Here is a 16,594-nt window from a genome sequence, read left to right as displayed (position 1 = left end):
GCAGTGCTCAGAATCCTCACGTACTACGTGTACGCTCCGGTTCTTCCGCGCTGGCCGGGTTCAAACTGTCTGCGCCAATAACGCCTAATGATCCAGGCTCTTAATATTCTATTAACAAACGTGTACAATCCTTGAATTCACATAAGGAGTGCATAATGAGCGCAGCTAAAATCGGTGTCATTACCCTCTTCCTGCTGATGGCCATCGGCGGTATCGGCGGTGTCATGCTGGCAGGCTATACTTTTATTTTACGTGCCGGGTAAGATGCCTCGCTAATTTCTCAAACCCGCGGTCAACAATTACCGCCGCCAGCGCGACCAGCAGCGCTCCCTGAATCACATAGGCGGTATTGAACCCACTCAGCCCGATAATAATCGGCGTACCCAGCGTGTTCGCCCCAACGGTTGAGGCGATGGTTGCGGTGCCGATATTAATAATCACCGACGTGCGAATCCCGGCCAGAATCACCGGGGCCGCCAGCGGCAACTCGACTTTACGCAGCCGCTGCCCCTGACTCATGCCCATTCCGCTGGCAATATCCATCACGCTGGGTGAAATTCCGCCGAGTCCCGCCAGCGTTGCCTGCAAGATCGGTAATACGCCATACAGGATCAACGCGATAATTGCCGGTTCAGGACCAAATCCCATCACCGGTACAGCTATCGCCAACACCGCAACTGGCGGAAAGGTCTGCCCCACGGCGGCGATGGTTTCCACCATCGGCCGGAATTCCGCGCCCCAGGGCCGGGTTACCGCTATACCGGCTCCGGTGCCAATGAGTACGGCAATCAGGCTTGAAATCCCCACCAGGCCAAAATGGCTCAGTGCCAGCGCCGCAAAACTTTCCTGCTGATACACGGGACGCGGTAGCGCCGGAAATAGCGCACTGAACAAGGCCTGACTATGAGGCAACCCAACTAACAGGACCAGAAACAGGACAATAAGCCATAACAACGGATCAGCAAGACGTTTCACGGATCGGCATCTCCGAAAGCAAATCACGAAAATGAAGCGTCCCGCAGGACAACCCCTGCGGGGTCACGACCGGCAAGACGTCGCAACCGCGCGCTACGAACACCGACAACGCATCACGCAGCGTCATTTCATCTATCAACGGTTCACCGGCTGTATGTTCACCGCGACGGATAAAATCCCCTACCGTACGAAGCGACAACAGACGTACGCCCAGTTCACTACGGCCAAAGAATGTTTGCACGAATTCGTTCGCCGGTGCTGTCAGCATCGACAGCGGCGTGCCTTGCTGCACTACCTTTCCTGCATCCATCAGAACCAGATGCTCCGCCAGCCTTAGCGCCTCGTCGATATCATGCGTCACCAGCACAATGGTACGCCCGAGCAGACGATGAATGCGCGTCATCTCCTGCTGCAGCGCACCGCGGGTGACCGGATCCAGCGCGCCAAAAGGCTCATCCATCAGCAGTACCTGCGGATCTGCCGCCAGGGCACGCGCCACTCCGACCCGCTGCTGTTGCCCGCCAGACAGCTGATGCGGGTAACGATGGCGCAAACTTTCCTCAAGACCCAGCAGCGCCATCAGTTCGTCTGTTCGGTCATCAATACGTGAACGCGACCACTTTTGTAGCTGCGGCACCGTGGCGATGTTCTGCGCGACGGTCCAGTGGGGAAACAAGCCAATCGACTGAATCGCGTATCCCATGCGCCGCCTTAACTCCAGCACCGGCAGGCTGCGGATCTCTTCCCCGGCAAAGCGAATCTGTCCGCTGTCATGTTCAACCAGCCGATTGATCATTTTCAGCGTGGTGGATTTCCCGGAACCTGACGTGCCAATTAACACCGAAAAGCTGCCCTCCCCCAACCGCAGATTAAGGTCGTCAACGGCTTTTTGCTGGCCATAGGTTTTACTGACATGGCGAAATTCAATCATTGTTTGTTACCTTCAACAGCGCGAGCCCTAAATCAAACAGCGCATCAATCAATACTGCCAGTACCACAACCGGGATCACGCCCAGCAACACTAAATCGACGGCGCTACTGAGCAATCCCTGAAAGACCAGCGCGCCAAATCCCCCTGCGCCAATCAGCGCAGCAATCACCGCCATTCCCACCGTTTGCACCATCACTACCCGTAAACTGCGCAAGAAGACTGGCAATGCCAGCGGGAACTGCACCGAGACAAACCGCTGGAAAGTGTTCATCCCCATCGCTCGGGCGCTTTCCAGTACATCCTGCGGCACCTGATTCAACCCAGCCACAACGCCACGTACCAGCGGTAACAGCGCATACAGCACTAACGCAATAAGCGCAGGCGTCAGGCCGGTTCCGGCGACGCCGAGCGAACCCAACAAAGGAAAGTGCTTCACCAACCCGGCAAGGGGCGCAATTAACAGGCCAAACAGCGCGACTGAGGGAATGGTTTGGATGATATTCAGTACCGCAAAAACCGGCCCCTGACGGGAGACAGAGAAAGCACACCAGATGCCCAACGGCACACCAATAAGCAGCGCGGGCACCACGGTAGCGAACAGAATGGTCAGATGCTGCGCCAGGGCGTCGTTGAAGACATCCTGACGGTTGGCATATTCTTTAAGCAGGGATAGATCGTTAAACGTGCCGGAGAACAAAAGCACCAGCGGAAAAATAAACATTTGCGCGTGCAACAGCCAACGCCATGATGCCAGCTCGGTTATGCGACGAATAGCGTCACTGGCGGCCAGCAACATTAGTCCTAGCCCCAACCAGAACCCGCTGCCCAGGCTGGTTCTGGCCAGTGGACTTCCCGTCTGGGCCAGATACGTTGCCGTTGTTCCTGCGGTTACCAGCGCTGCAATAACCAGCAACTGGCTAATAACAAGCGTCAATATATTGCCGGGCTTTCCCGGTACAAAGCACAGAAGAAACAGCAGCGAACAGGCTACTGCCAATCCCCACGCCATGTCGGGCCGGATATCCCAGAGTTGGCGCCCCTCACCGGAGACCAGGCGATTAGGCGCATAGCTAATGAAAGGCAGCGCTGCCGCCGCGAAGGTAAGAAGTACCAGTAACAACAGCACCCGATTAACTGAAATCTTTGACAAAACACCCACCTGCTGCAAACTCCGTTACTTCACCCATCCTTTTTGCTTCAGGTAGTCTGCTGCAACTTTTTTCGCATCCAGCCCCTCCACGGCAATACTGGCATTCAGCTGCTGCAACGTTTTTTCATCCAGGCTGGCAAAAACCGGTTGTAGCCATTCTCCCATTTGCGGGTAGTCTTTCAGCACCGATTCACGCACAACGGGTGCTGGCGCATAAATGGGCTGGACACCTTTGGGATCGCTTAAAGTTTGCAGACCAAGCGCCGCAACCGGGCCATCGGTGCCATAAGCCATCGCCGCATTGACTCCAGAAGTCTGCTGCGCCGCTGCTTTAATCGTCACCGCGGTATCTCCCCCAGCTAGCGACAACAGCTGATTTTGATTCAGTTTGAAATCATAGGCTTTTTCAAACGCAGGCAACGCGTCAGCCCGTTCGATAAATTCAGCAGAGGCAGCAAGTTTGAATGTTCCCCCGTCTTTCAGGTAGCGGCCTAAATCAGCAAGGGACTCAAGCTTGTTCTTTTGCGCGACATCCTGGCGTACCGCAATGGTCCAGGTATTATTGGCGGGTGCAGGTGTTAGCCAGACCAGCTTATTTTGCTCTGCATCCAGCTTTTTCACTTTCTCGAAACCGGCCTGCGCATTTTTCCACGCGGGATCATTTTCATCTTTAAAAAAGAATGCGCCATTACCGGTATATTCCGGATAAATATCCAGCTCACCGGAGGTGATTGCCCCACGCACTACTGGAGTGGTACCCAGCTGTACTTTATTGACGGTTTTCACGCCATGGCTTTCGAGCACCTGCAAAATAATGTTGCCGAGCAGCGCCCCTTCGGTATCTATTTTTGAACCAACTGTGACGGGTGACGCGGCCTGTAAGGGTAGGCTTATCGCGGCTAACAGCACCAGCGAACCCACCGATACTTTTGAGATTATCATGCTGTACTCCTCATCCTTTTGCGGCCCTTTTCAGAGACTTGAGGAAAAAGCATAGTCGAAAAATCAAGCCTTAACCTGGCAATTGGGTGGTAACGCTGAGAGTTATTAGCGGTAAGGCGATAATAAAATAAAAAAAATCCGGCAAACCCAATATGAATTTGCCGGATGATACGACTTTGTCAGCCTGATAAGCGTAGGGCCATCAGGCATGCTGCATGACTTTATTCATCTATTACAGCAGTTCAAATTCGCCCTGCTTCACTCTGGCGGAATCCACGCCGATGAAAACGTTAAATTTGCCAGGTTCTGCATCGTATTTCATCTGCTGGTTCCAGAATTTGAGCGCTTCAATATCAATCGGGAAGCTGACGGTCTGGGTTTCACCTGGCTTAAGATTCACTTTTTCAAAACCTTTCAGCTGTTTTACCGGACGACTCATGGAGGCGGTCACATCCTGTAAATACATCTGAATCACCGTTGCACCTTCGCGCTTGCCGGTGTTGGTCACCTGCACGCTGGCCGTCACGGTTCCGTCACGCCTCATCGTCGGAGAAGAGAGCTTCACATCAGAAACCGTAAACGTGGTGTAGCTCAGGCCATAACCAAAGGGATACAACGGACCATTGGCTTCATCAAAGTAGCGCGACGTGTACTTGTTCGGCTTATCGGCGTTATACGGACGACCGGTATTGAGATGGCTGTAATAGACCGGGATCTGTCCAACAGAGCGCGGGAAAGACATCGGCAGCTTGCCTGACGGATTGTAATCACCAAACAGCACATCGGCGATGGCGTTACCGCCTTCCGTCCCGGCAAACCAGGTTTCGAGGATCGCATCGGCTTGTTGATCTTCCTTCACCAGCGCCAACGGACGACCGTTCATCAACACCAGAACCAACGGTTTACCCGTGGCTTTCAGCGCGGCAATCAGGTCACGCTGACTTTGTGGAATGGTGATATCGGTGCGGCTGGAGGCTTCATGCGCCATGCCCTGCGCTTCACCGACTACCGCGACAACCACATCAGATTGCTTCGCGGCGTTAACGGCTTCATCGATCATCGCCTGCGGCGAACGCGGGTCAACCTTTACCGCTTCTTCATACAGGTTGAGGAAATCGACAATGCCTTTGTCGTTGGTGATATTCGCCCCTTTGGCGTACAGCACTTTGCCCTGATCGCCGACGGCATTTTTAATCCCCGTCAGTACCGTTACCGACTGATCGGCAACACCGGCGGCGGACCAACTGCCCATCACATCACGCTTGCTGTCGGCCAGCGGACCGACAACCGCCACTGTGGCCGATTTTTTCAGCGGCAACGTTTCCAGACGGTTTTTCAGCAGCACCAGGCTTTCGCGCGCCACTTCACGCGCCTCTTTGCGATGCAAACGGCTTTCTGCGTTGGTGTCCTGTGGGTCAGATTCTTTGGCCCCCAGATGGCTGTACGGATCGTTAAACAGCCCCATATCATATTTCACGTTCAGCACGTGGCGCGCGGCGTCGTCCAGCTCCGCCATCGTCACTTTGCCGGATTTAATCAAGCCCGGCAGATACTTGCTGTAATACTCATCGCTCATACTCATGTTGATGCCGGACTTGATCGCCACACGCACCGCATCTTCAGGATCGGAGGCGGTACCGTGCTTAATCAGTTCCTTAATCGCGCCGTGATCGGAAACGGTAATCCCCTTAAAGCCCCACTCATCACGCAGCACGTCTTTTAACAGCCAGGCGTCTGAGGTTGCAGGCGTACCGTTTAGCGAATTAAGACCCACCATCACCGCACCGCTACCGGCATCCAGCCCGGCTTTATACGGCGGCATATAGTCGTTGAACAGACGCTGTGGGCTCATATCGACGGTGTTATATTCCTTGCCACCTTCAACCGCGCCATAGGCGGCGAAGTGCTTGACGCTGGTCATCACCGAATAGCGATCCGCCGGGCTTTTCCCCTGCATCGCTTCCACCATGGTTTTACCCATCGTAGCCGTTAAATACGTGTCTTCACCAAAACCTTCTGAAGCACGGCCCCAGCGCGGATCGCGAGAGACATCGACCATTGGCGCCCAGGTCATATTCAGACCATCATCGGCAGCTTCATACGCGGAAATACGGCCAACGGTTCTGACCGCATCGAGATTAAAAGAGGACGCCAGGCCGAGACTTATCGGGAACACGGTACGCTGGCCGTGCAATACGTCGTAGGCAAAAAAGAGAGGAATTTTCAGGCGGCTGAGCTCCATCACCTGATCCTGCATTTTGCGGATATCCTGGCGCGTGACGGTGTTAAAAATTGCCCCAACCTGCCCGTCTTTGATCATCTCGCGGATGGCTTCTTTCGGGTTATCAGGCCCGACGCTTATCAAGCGTAGTTGCCCAATTTTCTCATCCACGGTCATCTGTTTAAGTAAATCGGTAACGAATGCATCCCGCGCTTCTGGCGTCAGAGGATGGTTACCAAACAGCGTGTCCGCCAGCGCTGGTTGCAACGCCAGACTCACCGCGACACCTACAGAACATAGCCATTTCATGTTGATTCTCTCTTTATTTTTTCCCGACGAGGCAGCGAAAATATAACAAAAACCGCAGTTTGCCGTAAGACTAAACGGGAGCGATAAAGAAAGCTAAGGTTATTCTCCTAATTTTCGAAACCAACGCGACTCAGTGGAAGACAACCCAGAGACAATGTGAATGAGAAAGCGTATTGTCATACAAAGCGCTATGCTTGTTCCTGATATTGAGTCCCACCACAAGGAGTGGAGAATGTCTTCCATTACAACAGATAATAAAGCTTTTCTGAATGAACTGACCCGTCTGGTAGGTCATTCACACCTGCTCACAGACCCTGCTAAAACCGCCCGCTATCGCAAGGGATTCCGCTCCGGTCAGGGCGATGCACTCGCCGTGGTGTTCCCTGGCTCGCTTTTAGAACTGTGGCGCGTCCTGAACGCTTGTGTCGCCGCAGATAAAATTATCCTGATGCAGGCCGCCAACACTGGGCTGACCGAAGGCTCTACGCCGAGCGGTAATGATTACGACCGCGAGATTGTCATTATCAGCACCCTGCGCCTTGATAAGCTGCACGTCATCGGCAAAGGCGAACAGGTGCTGGCCTATCCCGGCACCACGCTTTATTCACTGGAAAAAGCGCTCAAACCGTTTGGCCGTGAGCCGCATTCGGTGATCGGATCTTCCTGTATCGGCGCTTCAGTGATTGGCGGTATTTGTAACAACTCCGGCGGCTCGCTGGTTCAGCGCGGTCCGGCATATACGGAGATGTCGCTGTTTGCGCGTATTGACGAGCAGGGAAAATTACAGCTGGTTAACCATCTGGGTATCGAACTGGGCCAAACCCCGGAACAGATCCTGAGCAAACTTGATGACGAGCGTATTAAAGATGACGATGTGCGCCACGATGGACGTCATGCACACGATCACGACTACGTTACCCGCGTCAGAGATATTGAGGCGGACACGCCCGCTCGCTATAACGCCGACCCGGATCGGTTGTTTGAATCATCCGGTTGTGCAGGCAAGCTCGCGGTTTTTGCGGTGCGTCTGGACACCTTCGAAGCCGAAAAAAACCAGCAGGTCTTTTACATCGGTACCAACCAGCCAGAGGTGCTGACGGAGATCCGCCGTCATATTCTGGCAAAATTTGAGCATCTGCCGGTCGCCGGTGAATATATGCACCGCGATATTTATGACATCGCTGAGCAATACGGCAAAGATACGTTTCTAATGATCGACAAGCTCGGCACCGACAAAATGCCGTTCTTCTTCACCCTGAAAGGTCGCACCGATGCGATGCTGGAAAAAGTGAAAATTTTCCGTCCACATTTCACCGATCGGGCAATGCAGAAATTTGGCCATTTGTTCCCCAGCCACTTACCCGCGCGCATGAAAAGCTGGCGCGATAAGTACGAACATCACCTGCTGTTAAAAATGGCCGGTGGTGGCGTGGCTGAAGCGCAAAACTGGCTAAGCGAGTTTTTCAAAACCGCTGAAGGCGACTTCTTTGCCTGTACGCCGGAAGAAGGCAGCAAGGCGTTTTTGCATCGCTTTGCGGCGGCTGGCGCGGCGATTCGTTATCAGGCCGTACATGCCGATGAAGTGGAAGATATTCTGGCGCTGGATATCGCGCTGCGCCGTAACGACACCGAATGGTACGAGCATCTGCCTGCAGAGATCGACAGCCAACTGGTGCACAAACTCTATTACGGCCACTTTATGTGCTACGTCTTCCATCAGGATTACATCGTGAAAAAAGGCGTGGATGCGCATGCCCTGAAAGAGCAGATGCTGGAGCTTCTGCACGAGCGCGGAGCACAGTATCCAGCAGAGCATAACGTCGGACATCTGTATAAAGCACCGGAAACATTAACCCGTTTTTACCGCGAGAATGACCCCACCAACAGTATGAATCCGGGGATTGGTAAAACGAGTAAGCAAAAGTTCTGGAAAGAGTCGTAAACCAGAAAAAGATAAGCGCCACCGGGCATGTTGCCGGGGGCGCTTCGCTTGCCCGGCCTACCGCTACATTAGCTATGTGTATGCCGGATGAGGTGTCTTATTTAATCGTTCTGTGCAGTTTGCTCGCTCGTCGCTGAACCCGCCGCTGCCATCTGCGCCGCTTTTTGCTTTTTATAGCTCAGCGCCGCTGCCGGAACCGGCATCACCTTGCCCGTTTCGATCCAGGTACGTAAACGGCTGGCATCGGCAAAGTGGGTATATTTACCGAACGCATCCATCACCACCAGCGCCACCGGTTTGTTATTGATCATGGTGCGCATCACCAGACAGTGGCCTGCCGCATTGGTAAACCCGGTTTTGGTTAACTGAATATTCCAGTTATCGCGGTATACCAGATGGTTGGTGTTACGGAATGGCAGCGTATAAGCCGGGTTGGCAAAGGTCGCCATATCTTCACGCGTGGTGCTTAACTGGCCAATCAGCGGATACTGCTTGCTGGCGATCAGCAGCTTGGTTAAATCACGAGCGGTCGAGACGTTATGAATCGATAAGCCGGTTGGTTCCACAAAGCGTGTCTGAGTCATGCCGAGCGCTTTCGCTTTGGCATTCATGGCCTTAATAAACGCGTTATAACCGCCAGGGTAATGATGCGCCAGGCTCGCCGCCGCACGGTTTTCTGATGACATCAGCGCCAGCAGCAGCATGTCTTTACGGCTAATTTCACTGTTCAGTCGCACACGAGAGTAGATGCCTTTCATTTCCGGCGTCTGGCTGATATCAACTTTCAGCTTCTCATCCAACGGCAGTCGTGCATCAAGCACTACCATCGCGGTCATTAATTTGGTAATCGACGCAATCGGACGCACAAGGTCCGGGTGGTTCGAATAGATAACTTTGTTGGTATTCAGATCAACAATCATCGCGCTACCGGACGCTATCTCAGGCTGAGAAGCTGCTGCGGTAGTTGCCGTTTTAGCCACGGCTTGGGGTGCAAAAGGAACGGCCAGCACCAGGGCAAGGCTTAATAATGAAACTCGGAATTTCAGCATGATGAGATTTCTGATAATGGTTCACGCACGTCACAACGCACACCGCCAGAGACTAAGTATTATCTCAAGCTAGCTCAGGCATCATAGCGATCCGGCAGGTTTGCCGCCACAGGAGAATCGTCTCGAAATGCTGCGTTGCTGACTTTTACGTCAACAACGCAGCGCAGACAGGTTTATCCGTCAGAATAACCGATAGCCGTAACCCCACAGGATTACCGTAATCGCCAGCAGAACTTCCAGTACCAGCACACCGATCGCCAGCGTCGAACTGGAAAAGCTCAGGCCTTCCTCTTTAGAGATATTCAGGAACGTCGGAATGCCGAGATAGAGTAAATAACCGGTGTAAAACAACGCAATGGTCCCCACCAATGCGCACAGCCAGACCAGCGGATAAAGTGCGACCAATCCGCTTAAAAACAGCGGTGTCGCGACATATCCGGCAAACACCATACAATGCGCCAGCGAGGGACGCTGCGGGTAATTACGTGCCATCCACCAGATAACCCGGCCCATGACGGCGACGCCTGCCAGCATCACCCCGTAAAACAGAATTGCCATCGCAAATCCGGTCAACAGAGATAACTTCAGGATATTGCCATCGCCAAAATTCCAGCCGATTTGCGTGGTACCGATAAACGCGCAAACAACCGGGATTGCCGCCATCAGCAGTACATGGTGGGTATAGTGATGCGAAACACTTTCGTTTTCGCTGTTGATCACGTGCATTTCACGATCGGGATGGGAAAACAGCCCCCAGACATGGTTCATACCGCCCCCTTCTTGTCAGCTCCGGACCTCAACACTTCAAGTATAATTCAGCTTTTGATTATTTTATGCACACATGAAAAATACCGAAGCGCCGGGTAAAAAGTGTGTAAGCCGTAGGCCTGATAAGCGAAGCGCCATCAGGCATTAGGGAACGGAACGACGTTAAGCGCTACTATGCGTCTTTTACGGCATCAAGTATTCATAGGGTGTATGCTATTACCGTGGAGGTCATACAACGTATGGATATAACGCATTATGTTGCGCAGTACGGCTATGCTGCGTTAATCATCGGCAGCCTGGCGGAAGGTGAAACCATTACCCTGTTAGGCGGCGTCGTGGCGCATCAGGGAGTCCTGAAATTCCCGCTGGTGGTACTCTCGGTCGCACTAGGTGGGATGATTGGCGATCAGTTGCTCTATTTACTCGGACGTCGTTTTGGCGGCAAAATTCTGCGTCGTTTCTCGCGCCATCAGGCGAAAATTCATTATGCGCAGAAAATGATCCAACGGCGTCCTTACCTGTTTGTGGTCGGTACGCGCTTTATGTACGGCTTTCGCGTTATTGGTCCCTTACTGATTGGCGCCAGTCACCTGCCGCCGAAGATATTTTTACCGCTGAATATTCTTGGCGCGTTTGTCTGGGCATTGCTATTTACCACCCTCGGCTACGTCGGTGGTGAAGTGATCGCGCCGTGGCTGCACAGCCTCGACCAGCATATCAAGCATGGCATCTGGCTGGTGCTGGTTATCGGGATAGTCGCGGGCGTCCGCTGGTGGATGAAACGCCGAAGCACGCGTAAAGCGCAATGAAGATGGCCCGACAGCGGAACACCGTCGGGCCGAACAATCAGGATGCGTGATAACCGCCGCCCAGCGCGCTGGTCAACTGAATTGAAGCATCCAGCCATTGGCCTTGCAAAAGTAGACCGTTGCACTGCTCACGTAATGCCGGGATCTTTGCCTCGCTAACCCTGGAGCCCGCAATAATACCCGCATTAAAGCGCGCCTGTGCCAGCCCCACTACGCGCTGAGCGTCATGTTCAATCTGCTGCTGATGCTGATTTTTCTGCGCCAGTGTTTCTACCTGCGATGCCGCACGTGCCACGTCATTCACCGCATCCACCACAGCTTTGTTGTAATTCGCCACCGTCAGGTTACTTTGCGCTTTCGTAATATCGAGATTCGCATTCAGCCTGCCACTGTCAAAGATAGGCAGCGTCAGCCCGGCGGTTACGCCCATTTGCTGCGCGGAATGGCGGAACAGGTCACTCAGATGTAACGCATCCTGTTGTAAAAATGCCATCAGATTCACATCGGGATAAAACGCCGCTTTCGCCGCATCAATGCTGCTCAGCGATGACTCAATGTACCAGTGTGCTGCCTGCAAATCTGGTCGACGGGCCAGCAGCGAATAACCTAGTTGGGGCGGGAGCTGACTTTCAACCACGGGCAGTTTGGTCGAATGGAGCTTCAGGGCAACGGACTGCGAGTTGCTCAGCGCGCTTAGGCGCGCCTCAATCACCTTCATTTTACCGCTGACATCATTCAGCTGCTGCTCTGTTTTGCTGGAATCGATATCGGTTTCGACGCCTTCCACCGAAGAAGTGAGGCCGTTTTGATACAGTTGACGATCGACGGTAATCACATTTTGCTGCTCGCTTTCGATTTGCGTCAGCACGGTTTTCAGCGCGGCCTGCGTCTGCCATTCCCAGTAAAGACGGGAGACACCGCTCGCCAGCAGTTGCCGGGTTTGCTCGCGCTCAGCCTCACGTGCCTTAACGGCCCCTATACGCGCAGTCACTTCGGCCCGATTCTTACCCCACAGATCCAGATTCCAGCCGGCGGTTAAACCAAAAGTACCGTTGGTGTACCACGGCCCTGTCGTCCCGGCGGCCGGATCGGTAATGGCAAACGGCCCCATCAGCCCTTCGGCTGACATTCTCTGACGCTCAACGTCTGCGGAGAAGTCAATCTCCGGGCCATCTTGTGCTTCCACGGCCTTAGCCTGCGCCTCCGCCAGTTGAATGCGCTGTTCCGCGACCTGCATATCAGGAGAATTTCGCAACGTGCTGTCAATCAACGCATTAAGCTGGGGGTCGTGATATGCCTTCCACCACTGGCTGTCCGGCCAGCCATTTTTTAACGCGGCAGGCAATGTGGTATCGACATTTGCGGCAGGCGTCTGCTGTGACAGAGACTGGCGGTCATCATGCATCGGCGCGCAGCCAGACATCAGAACAAAAAGCGGCAACAATGCCGTCGTGACAAACACAGAATTACGATTCATGGAGATATACAGGTAAGAAAAGATGTGCAGAGATTACGACTTGTCGCTGTTGCTTTTTTAGTTACGCGTGGCAATACATCTTTGGCAATAAAAATATATAATCAGCAAAATATACACCTAGTGAATAATATAGATTAAATAATTTTAATAATTAATGGATGGAGATGTTATGTCACAGAATATCTATGACAATCCTGAGTTCTTTGCCGGATATGCCACGCTGGATCGTTCAGTAAAGGGACTCGACGGCGCGCCAGAATGGCCGACAATACAAGCGATGCTCCCCTCTCTTCAAGGCAAAAATATTCTTGATTTGGGCTGTGGATATGGTTGGTTTTGCCGCTACGCGCGCGATAATCAGGCAGCCAGCGTAATGGGACTGGATATTTCACAAAAAATGTTAACCCAGGCACACAGTATGACGCAGGGTAATGGCATCGTTTATCAGCGTGAAGATCTCGAAACGCTAACCCTGTCCCCAAATTCTTTTGACCTGGTTTATAGCTCGCTTGCCCTGCACTATTTGCACGATATAGAACGATTATTCGTAACCATTTACCAGTCATTAACACCAGGCGGTATGTTAGTTTTCTCTGCCGAGCATCCAATTTATACCGCACCGCTTAATCAGGGTTGGATAAAAGATAAATCCGGGCAGCTGTCCTGGCCGGTTAATCATTATCAGCAGGAAGGTGAGCGCATCAGTAACTGGTTTGCTAAAGGCGTCAAAAAACAGCACCGTAAGCTGGCGACCTGGATTAATGCGCTGATTGCCGCCGGATTCGAGATCGTCTGTGTCGATGAATGGGGACCGTCCGCGCAACAGATTGCTGAAAACCCGGCTTTAGATGAAGAAAAAGAGCGGCCGATGGTGTTTCTGCTCAGCGCACGTAAACCAGCATAACAACGCCTCCAGGCAGAATGATTGATACTTTCCTATACTCAATCTGAACTTACCAAAAAAAGGAAAGTTAATGAAAATTCTGCTGTGGGTAATTCTGATTATTTTTCTGATTGGGCTATTGGTGGTAACAGGCGTGTTTAAGATGATTTTCTGATGTCGTCATTTCGCCCAGGCCTGATAGCAGAAATCTCAGGCTATTATTCTCTCTGATGCCGGATGGCGGCGTAAACGCCATATCCGGCCTACTGGAGCTGAGTTCAGGCAGTAATCTCGATAGCCTGAATCGCACGTGCGATATCCGGCGAATTATTTAACGCACGAATTTCCTGAAACAGTTCTGTTGCCTCTGAATATTCTTTGCGCAAATACCCTAACCACTGCTTAATCCGCGCTACATGATACAGCCCTGTGTCCCCCTGCTTTTCAAGTCGGGTATATTTTTGCAACAGCGTCACGACTTCAGGCCACGGCATACGCGGCTCGTTGTATTTCACCACGCGGCTCAGGTTCGGAATATTTAATGCGCCACGTCCGATCATCACCGCATCACATCCGCTGATGGCCATACAATCCTGGGCGCTCTGCCAGTCCCAGATTTCGCCATTCGCGATAACCGGAATGGAAAGCCGCTGGCGGATCTCACCGATCGCCTGCCAGTTGATATGTTCGGCTTTATAGCCCTGCTCCTTGGTTCGGCCATGCACGGCCAGTTCGCTGGCGCCAGCCTGCTGGACGGCATCGGCAATTTCAAACTGCCGGTCGCTGTTGTCCCAGCCCAGACGAACTTTCACTGTCACCGGAAGATGAGCCGGGACCGCCTCGCGCATAGCTTTTGCGCCCCGGTAGATAAGCTCAGGATCTTTCAATAACGTTGCGCCACCGCCGCTACCGTTCACCAGCTTCGATGGACAGCCACAGTTTAGATCGACACCGTATGAGCCCAGTTCTACCGCGCGCGCGGCATTCTCCGCCAGCCACTGCGGATACTGTCCTAACAGCTGAATGCGAACCAACGTGCCGGATGGCGTCCGGCTGTTGTTATGCAGTTCCGGGCAGAGTCGATGAAATACTTTTGCCGGCAGGAGCTGATCCACCACGCGCACAAACTCGGTGATGCACAGATCGTAATCATTCACTTCAGTCAGCAGCTCGCGCACCAGTGAGTCGAGCACGCCTTCCATCGGCGCCAGTAAAACACGCATATCGTCACCCGCAAAAAAAGAGGCGCTATGGTAGCGCCTCCGTTCGGGAGATTAAAGAGGCTCAGCGCGGCAACAGGCAGTTATCTTCTTTCCAACCGTACAGCCATTCCATACCGCGATAAAACTCCACCTGCGATTTGTCTTTCCACAGCAGATTACGTACCTGACGCTCGACGCCTGCGGCGTGGTAGACACGGCCCATTTCACGCGTTGACCAGACGATGCGTGCGGTACGCGGAATACGCACCGACTCATACAGCGCAAAGGCATCAGCCGCATCGCCATCACAGTGCTGTAGCGCTTTACCGAGCGTTACCGCGTCTTCCAACGCCATACAGGCACCCTGCGCCATATATTGCGCCACCGGGTGCGCGGCATCCCCCACCAGCGTGATGCGGTCGGTTCCCCATTTTTCTACCGGCTCGCGGTCAGCGGTGGACCAGCGCCGCCATGACGTCGGTTTATCCAGCATCTGACGCGGGCGCGGATGAATACCCGCAAAATAGGAGAGCACTTCCTCTTTGCTGCCATCCTTCACGCCCCACTCTTCCTGCTGACGACTGTGGAAGGTCACCACCAGGTTATATTGCTTACCACCGCGCAGCGGATAGTGCACCAGGTGACAGTGTGGTCCGGCCCACAGCACCGGTGCGTTAATGCGTAAATCTTCCGGCATATCATCGCAATCAATCACGGCGCGATAGACCACGTGTCCGGTAACCCGTGGTGCATCGCCAATCAGAGACTGACGAACGACCGATTTTACACCGTCACAGCCCACCAAAATATCCGCAGTCCAGCTGTTGCCATGCTCGTCAAATACCGTCACGTTATTCTCGGTCTGGCGAATATCGACCACGTTAGTTGAAGTGCGATACTCAACGTTAGGATGCACCAGCGCCGCTTCCCACACAGAAGCATGAATATCCACCCGATGGATAACCGCATAAGGACCGCCAAAGTGATCGCGGAACGCCTGGCCGGTTTCAATGCGGATCACCTCTTTTGCGTTTACCGCATCCATCATCGTAATGTGGTCGGTGAAAACGGCGCGCTGACGGGCGACTTCCCCCACGCCAAGGCTGTCCAGAGCAGAGAATGCATTCGGCCCGAGCTGAATACCCGCGCCAATTTCACCAATCTCGTGCGCTTTCTCCAGCAACATCACTTTAATGCCCTGACGAGCCAGCGATAGCGCGGTCGCCGCGCCGCCAATCCCGCCACCCACGATAATTGCGCGTGTCACTTTAGCCATTGTCGTTCTCCTTATCAGGCTGGAATTTTATCTTGTTGATTCTCGGGCGCGGCGGCGATAAACGCCGGAAGCTGAGTACAGGCATCATATACCGCCTTACAGCGCGGATATCCGCTCAGATCGCACCCCATACGTAACGCATTCGCCCACTGTGGGATCAGACAGCAATCCGCCAGCGTCGGCGCATCACCCACGCAGAACTTCCCCGAATGACTCTGGCGCAGCATCTGTTCCACCGCACTTAACCCTTGCTGGATCCAGTGTGCATACCAACGTTTTTTATCTTCTTCACTGACCTTTAACTCTTCGCTCAGGTAGCGCAGTACCCGCATGTTATTCACCGGGTGGATATCACAGGCGATGGCATAGACAATTTCCAGCACCTTACTGCGCACCGGGAAGTCGGCAGGCAGCAGTGGTGTTTGCGGAAAGTGACCATCCAGCCAGTCAATTATTGCCAGCGACTGCCCAAGTGATTCTCCGTCATCGGTCACCAGAGTCGGCACCAGTCCCACCGGGTTCATCCGTCGGTAGGCCAGTTCGTTCTGCTGACCGATGCGAATGTTGACACCCACCGTCTGGTAATCCAGCCCCTTCAGCGCCAGCGCAATGCGCACCCGATATGACGCCGAGCTATTAAAGAAACTGTACAGCTTCATC

16 protein-coding genes are annotated in these 16,594 nt (G+C 53.4%); 5 read left to right on the top strand and 11 right to left on the bottom strand.

The window, feature by feature from the left end:
- Positions 1 to 155: 155 nt before the first annotated feature.
- Complete coding sequence (locus tag OGX90_RS08870; protein WP_003027354.1) at positions 156 to 263, top strand: protein YohO; 108 nt, start codon at positions 156 to 158, stop codon at positions 261 to 263.
- On the opposite strand, the gene OGX90_RS08865 is transcribed toward OGX90_RS08870, so the two are convergent.
- The 5 genes from OGX90_RS08865 to bglX form a co-directional block, all read right to left on the bottom strand.
- Positions 244 to 975, bottom strand: coding sequence for an ABC transporter permease (locus OGX90_RS08865; RefSeq protein ID WP_048234924.1), 732 nt, complete (start codon positions 973 to 975; stop codon positions 244 to 246). The two genes, OGX90_RS08870 and OGX90_RS08865, sit on opposite strands and share 20 nt — an antisense overlap.
- On the bottom strand, positions 959 to 1,906 hold the full coding sequence (locus tag OGX90_RS08860) for an ABC transporter ATP-binding protein (protein WP_208744008.1): 948 nt from the start codon (positions 1,904 to 1,906) through the stop codon (positions 959 to 961). The genes OGX90_RS08865 and OGX90_RS08860 overlap by 17 nt, the downstream gene beginning before the upstream one ends.
- The gene (locus OGX90_RS08855; protein WP_270562348.1) at positions 1,899 to 3,065 is read right to left on the bottom strand and encodes an ABC transporter permease; all 1,167 of its coding nucleotides are present in this window, start codon (positions 3,063 to 3,065) and stop codon (positions 1,899 to 1,901) included. The genes OGX90_RS08860 and OGX90_RS08855 overlap by 8 nt, the downstream gene beginning before the upstream one ends.
- Positions 3,066 to 3,080: 15 nt before the next feature.
- A complete protein-coding gene (osmF, locus tag OGX90_RS08850; RefSeq protein WP_008785251.1) occupies positions 3,081 to 3,998 on the bottom strand; it encodes a glycine betaine ABC transporter substrate-binding protein OsmF in 918 nt (305 codons plus the stop codon).
- A gap of 232 nt (positions 3,999 to 4,230) precedes the next feature.
- Positions 4,231 to 6,528 carry a beta-glucosidase BglX gene (bglX, locus tag OGX90_RS08845; protein WP_286623560.1) on the bottom strand — a complete coding sequence of 766 codons (2,298 nt, stop codon included), beginning with the start codon at positions 6,526 to 6,528 and terminating at the stop codon, positions 4,231 to 4,233.
- Positions 6,529 to 6,760: 232 nt separating this feature from the next.
- On the opposite strand from bglX, the gene dld reads away from it, so the two are divergent.
- Complete coding sequence (gene dld, locus OGX90_RS08840) at positions 6,761 to 8,470, top strand: D-lactate dehydrogenase (protein ID WP_020996666.1); 1,710 nt, start codon at positions 6,761 to 6,763, stop codon at positions 8,468 to 8,470.
- A gap of 101 nt (positions 8,471 to 8,571) precedes the next feature.
- Here dld and pbpG read toward each other — a convergent pair whose 3' ends face one another.
- Both pbpG and OGX90_RS08830 read right to left on the bottom strand, forming a co-directional pair.
- Positions 8,572 to 9,519: a D-alanyl-D-alanine endopeptidase gene (pbpG, locus tag OGX90_RS08835; protein WP_286623558.1), complete on the bottom strand. Its 948-nt coding sequence runs from the start codon at positions 9,517 to 9,519 to the stop codon at positions 8,572 to 8,574.
- A 180-nt stretch (positions 9,520 to 9,699) separates the two neighbouring features.
- Positions 9,700 to 10,287, bottom strand: coding sequence for a Yip1 family protein (locus tag OGX90_RS08830; RefSeq protein WP_003834475.1), 588 nt, complete (start codon positions 10,285 to 10,287; stop codon positions 9,700 to 9,702).
- Positions 10,288 to 10,526: 239 nt separating this feature from the next.
- Between OGX90_RS08830 and OGX90_RS08825 the strand changes: the two genes are divergently transcribed.
- Positions 10,527 to 11,096, top strand: coding sequence for a DedA family protein (locus OGX90_RS08825; protein WP_003834476.1), 570 nt, complete (start codon positions 10,527 to 10,529; stop codon positions 11,094 to 11,096).
- A 37-nt stretch (positions 11,097 to 11,133) separates the two neighbouring features.
- On the opposite strand, the gene mdtQ is transcribed toward OGX90_RS08825, so the two are convergent.
- The gene (gene mdtQ / locus OGX90_RS08820) at positions 11,134 to 12,573 is read right to left on the bottom strand and encodes a multidrug resistance outer membrane protein MdtQ (RefSeq protein WP_111465331.1); all 1,440 of its coding nucleotides are present in this window, start codon (positions 12,571 to 12,573) and stop codon (positions 11,134 to 11,136) included.
- A 169-nt stretch (positions 12,574 to 12,742) separates the two neighbouring features.
- On the opposite strand from mdtQ, the gene OGX90_RS08815 reads away from it, so the two are divergent.
- Together OGX90_RS08815 and yohP are read left to right on the top strand one after the other, a co-directional pair.
- Positions 12,743 to 13,477 (top strand): class I SAM-dependent methyltransferase, encoded by a 735-nt coding sequence (locus OGX90_RS08815; protein WP_286623554.1) that lies wholly within the window; start codon positions 12,743 to 12,745, stop codon positions 13,475 to 13,477.
- Positions 13,478 to 13,547: 70 nt separating this feature from the next.
- Positions 13,548 to 13,631, top strand: coding sequence for a small membrane protein YohP (gene yohP / locus OGX90_RS23895; protein WP_015572324.1), 84 nt, complete (start codon positions 13,548 to 13,550; stop codon positions 13,629 to 13,631).
- 103 nt (positions 13,632 to 13,734) lie between these two features.
- Here the strand turns inward: yohP and dusC are convergent, their stop codons facing one another.
- The 3 genes from dusC to maiA form a co-directional block, all read right to left on the bottom strand.
- A complete protein-coding gene (gene dusC / locus OGX90_RS08810) occupies positions 13,735 to 14,679 on the bottom strand; it encodes a tRNA dihydrouridine(16) synthase DusC (RefSeq protein ID WP_048215919.1) in 945 nt (314 codons plus the stop codon).
- 61 nt (positions 14,680 to 14,740) lie between these two features.
- Positions 14,741 to 15,934: a 3-hydroxybenzoate 6-monooxygenase gene (locus OGX90_RS08805; protein WP_286623552.1), complete on the bottom strand. Its 1,194-nt coding sequence runs from the start codon at positions 15,932 to 15,934 to the stop codon at positions 14,741 to 14,743.
- A gap of 14 nt (positions 15,935 to 15,948) precedes the next feature.
- Positions 15,949 to 16,593, bottom strand: a complete 645-nt coding sequence (gene maiA / locus OGX90_RS08800; protein ID WP_003834489.1) for a maleylacetoacetate isomerase — start codon at positions 16,591 to 16,593, stop codon at positions 15,949 to 15,951.
- Between the last annotated feature and the right edge of the window lies 1 nt (position 16,594).

The sequence above is a fragment of the Citrobacter sp. Cpo012 genome, from assembly GCF_030333015.1.
GTDB classification, from domain to species: domain Bacteria; phylum Pseudomonadota; class Gammaproteobacteria; order Enterobacterales; family Enterobacteriaceae; genus Citrobacter; species Citrobacter portucalensis.
The sequence above is the reverse complement of the archived record's forward strand: the minus strand, read 5'-3'. Positions and strand labels throughout refer to the sequence as shown.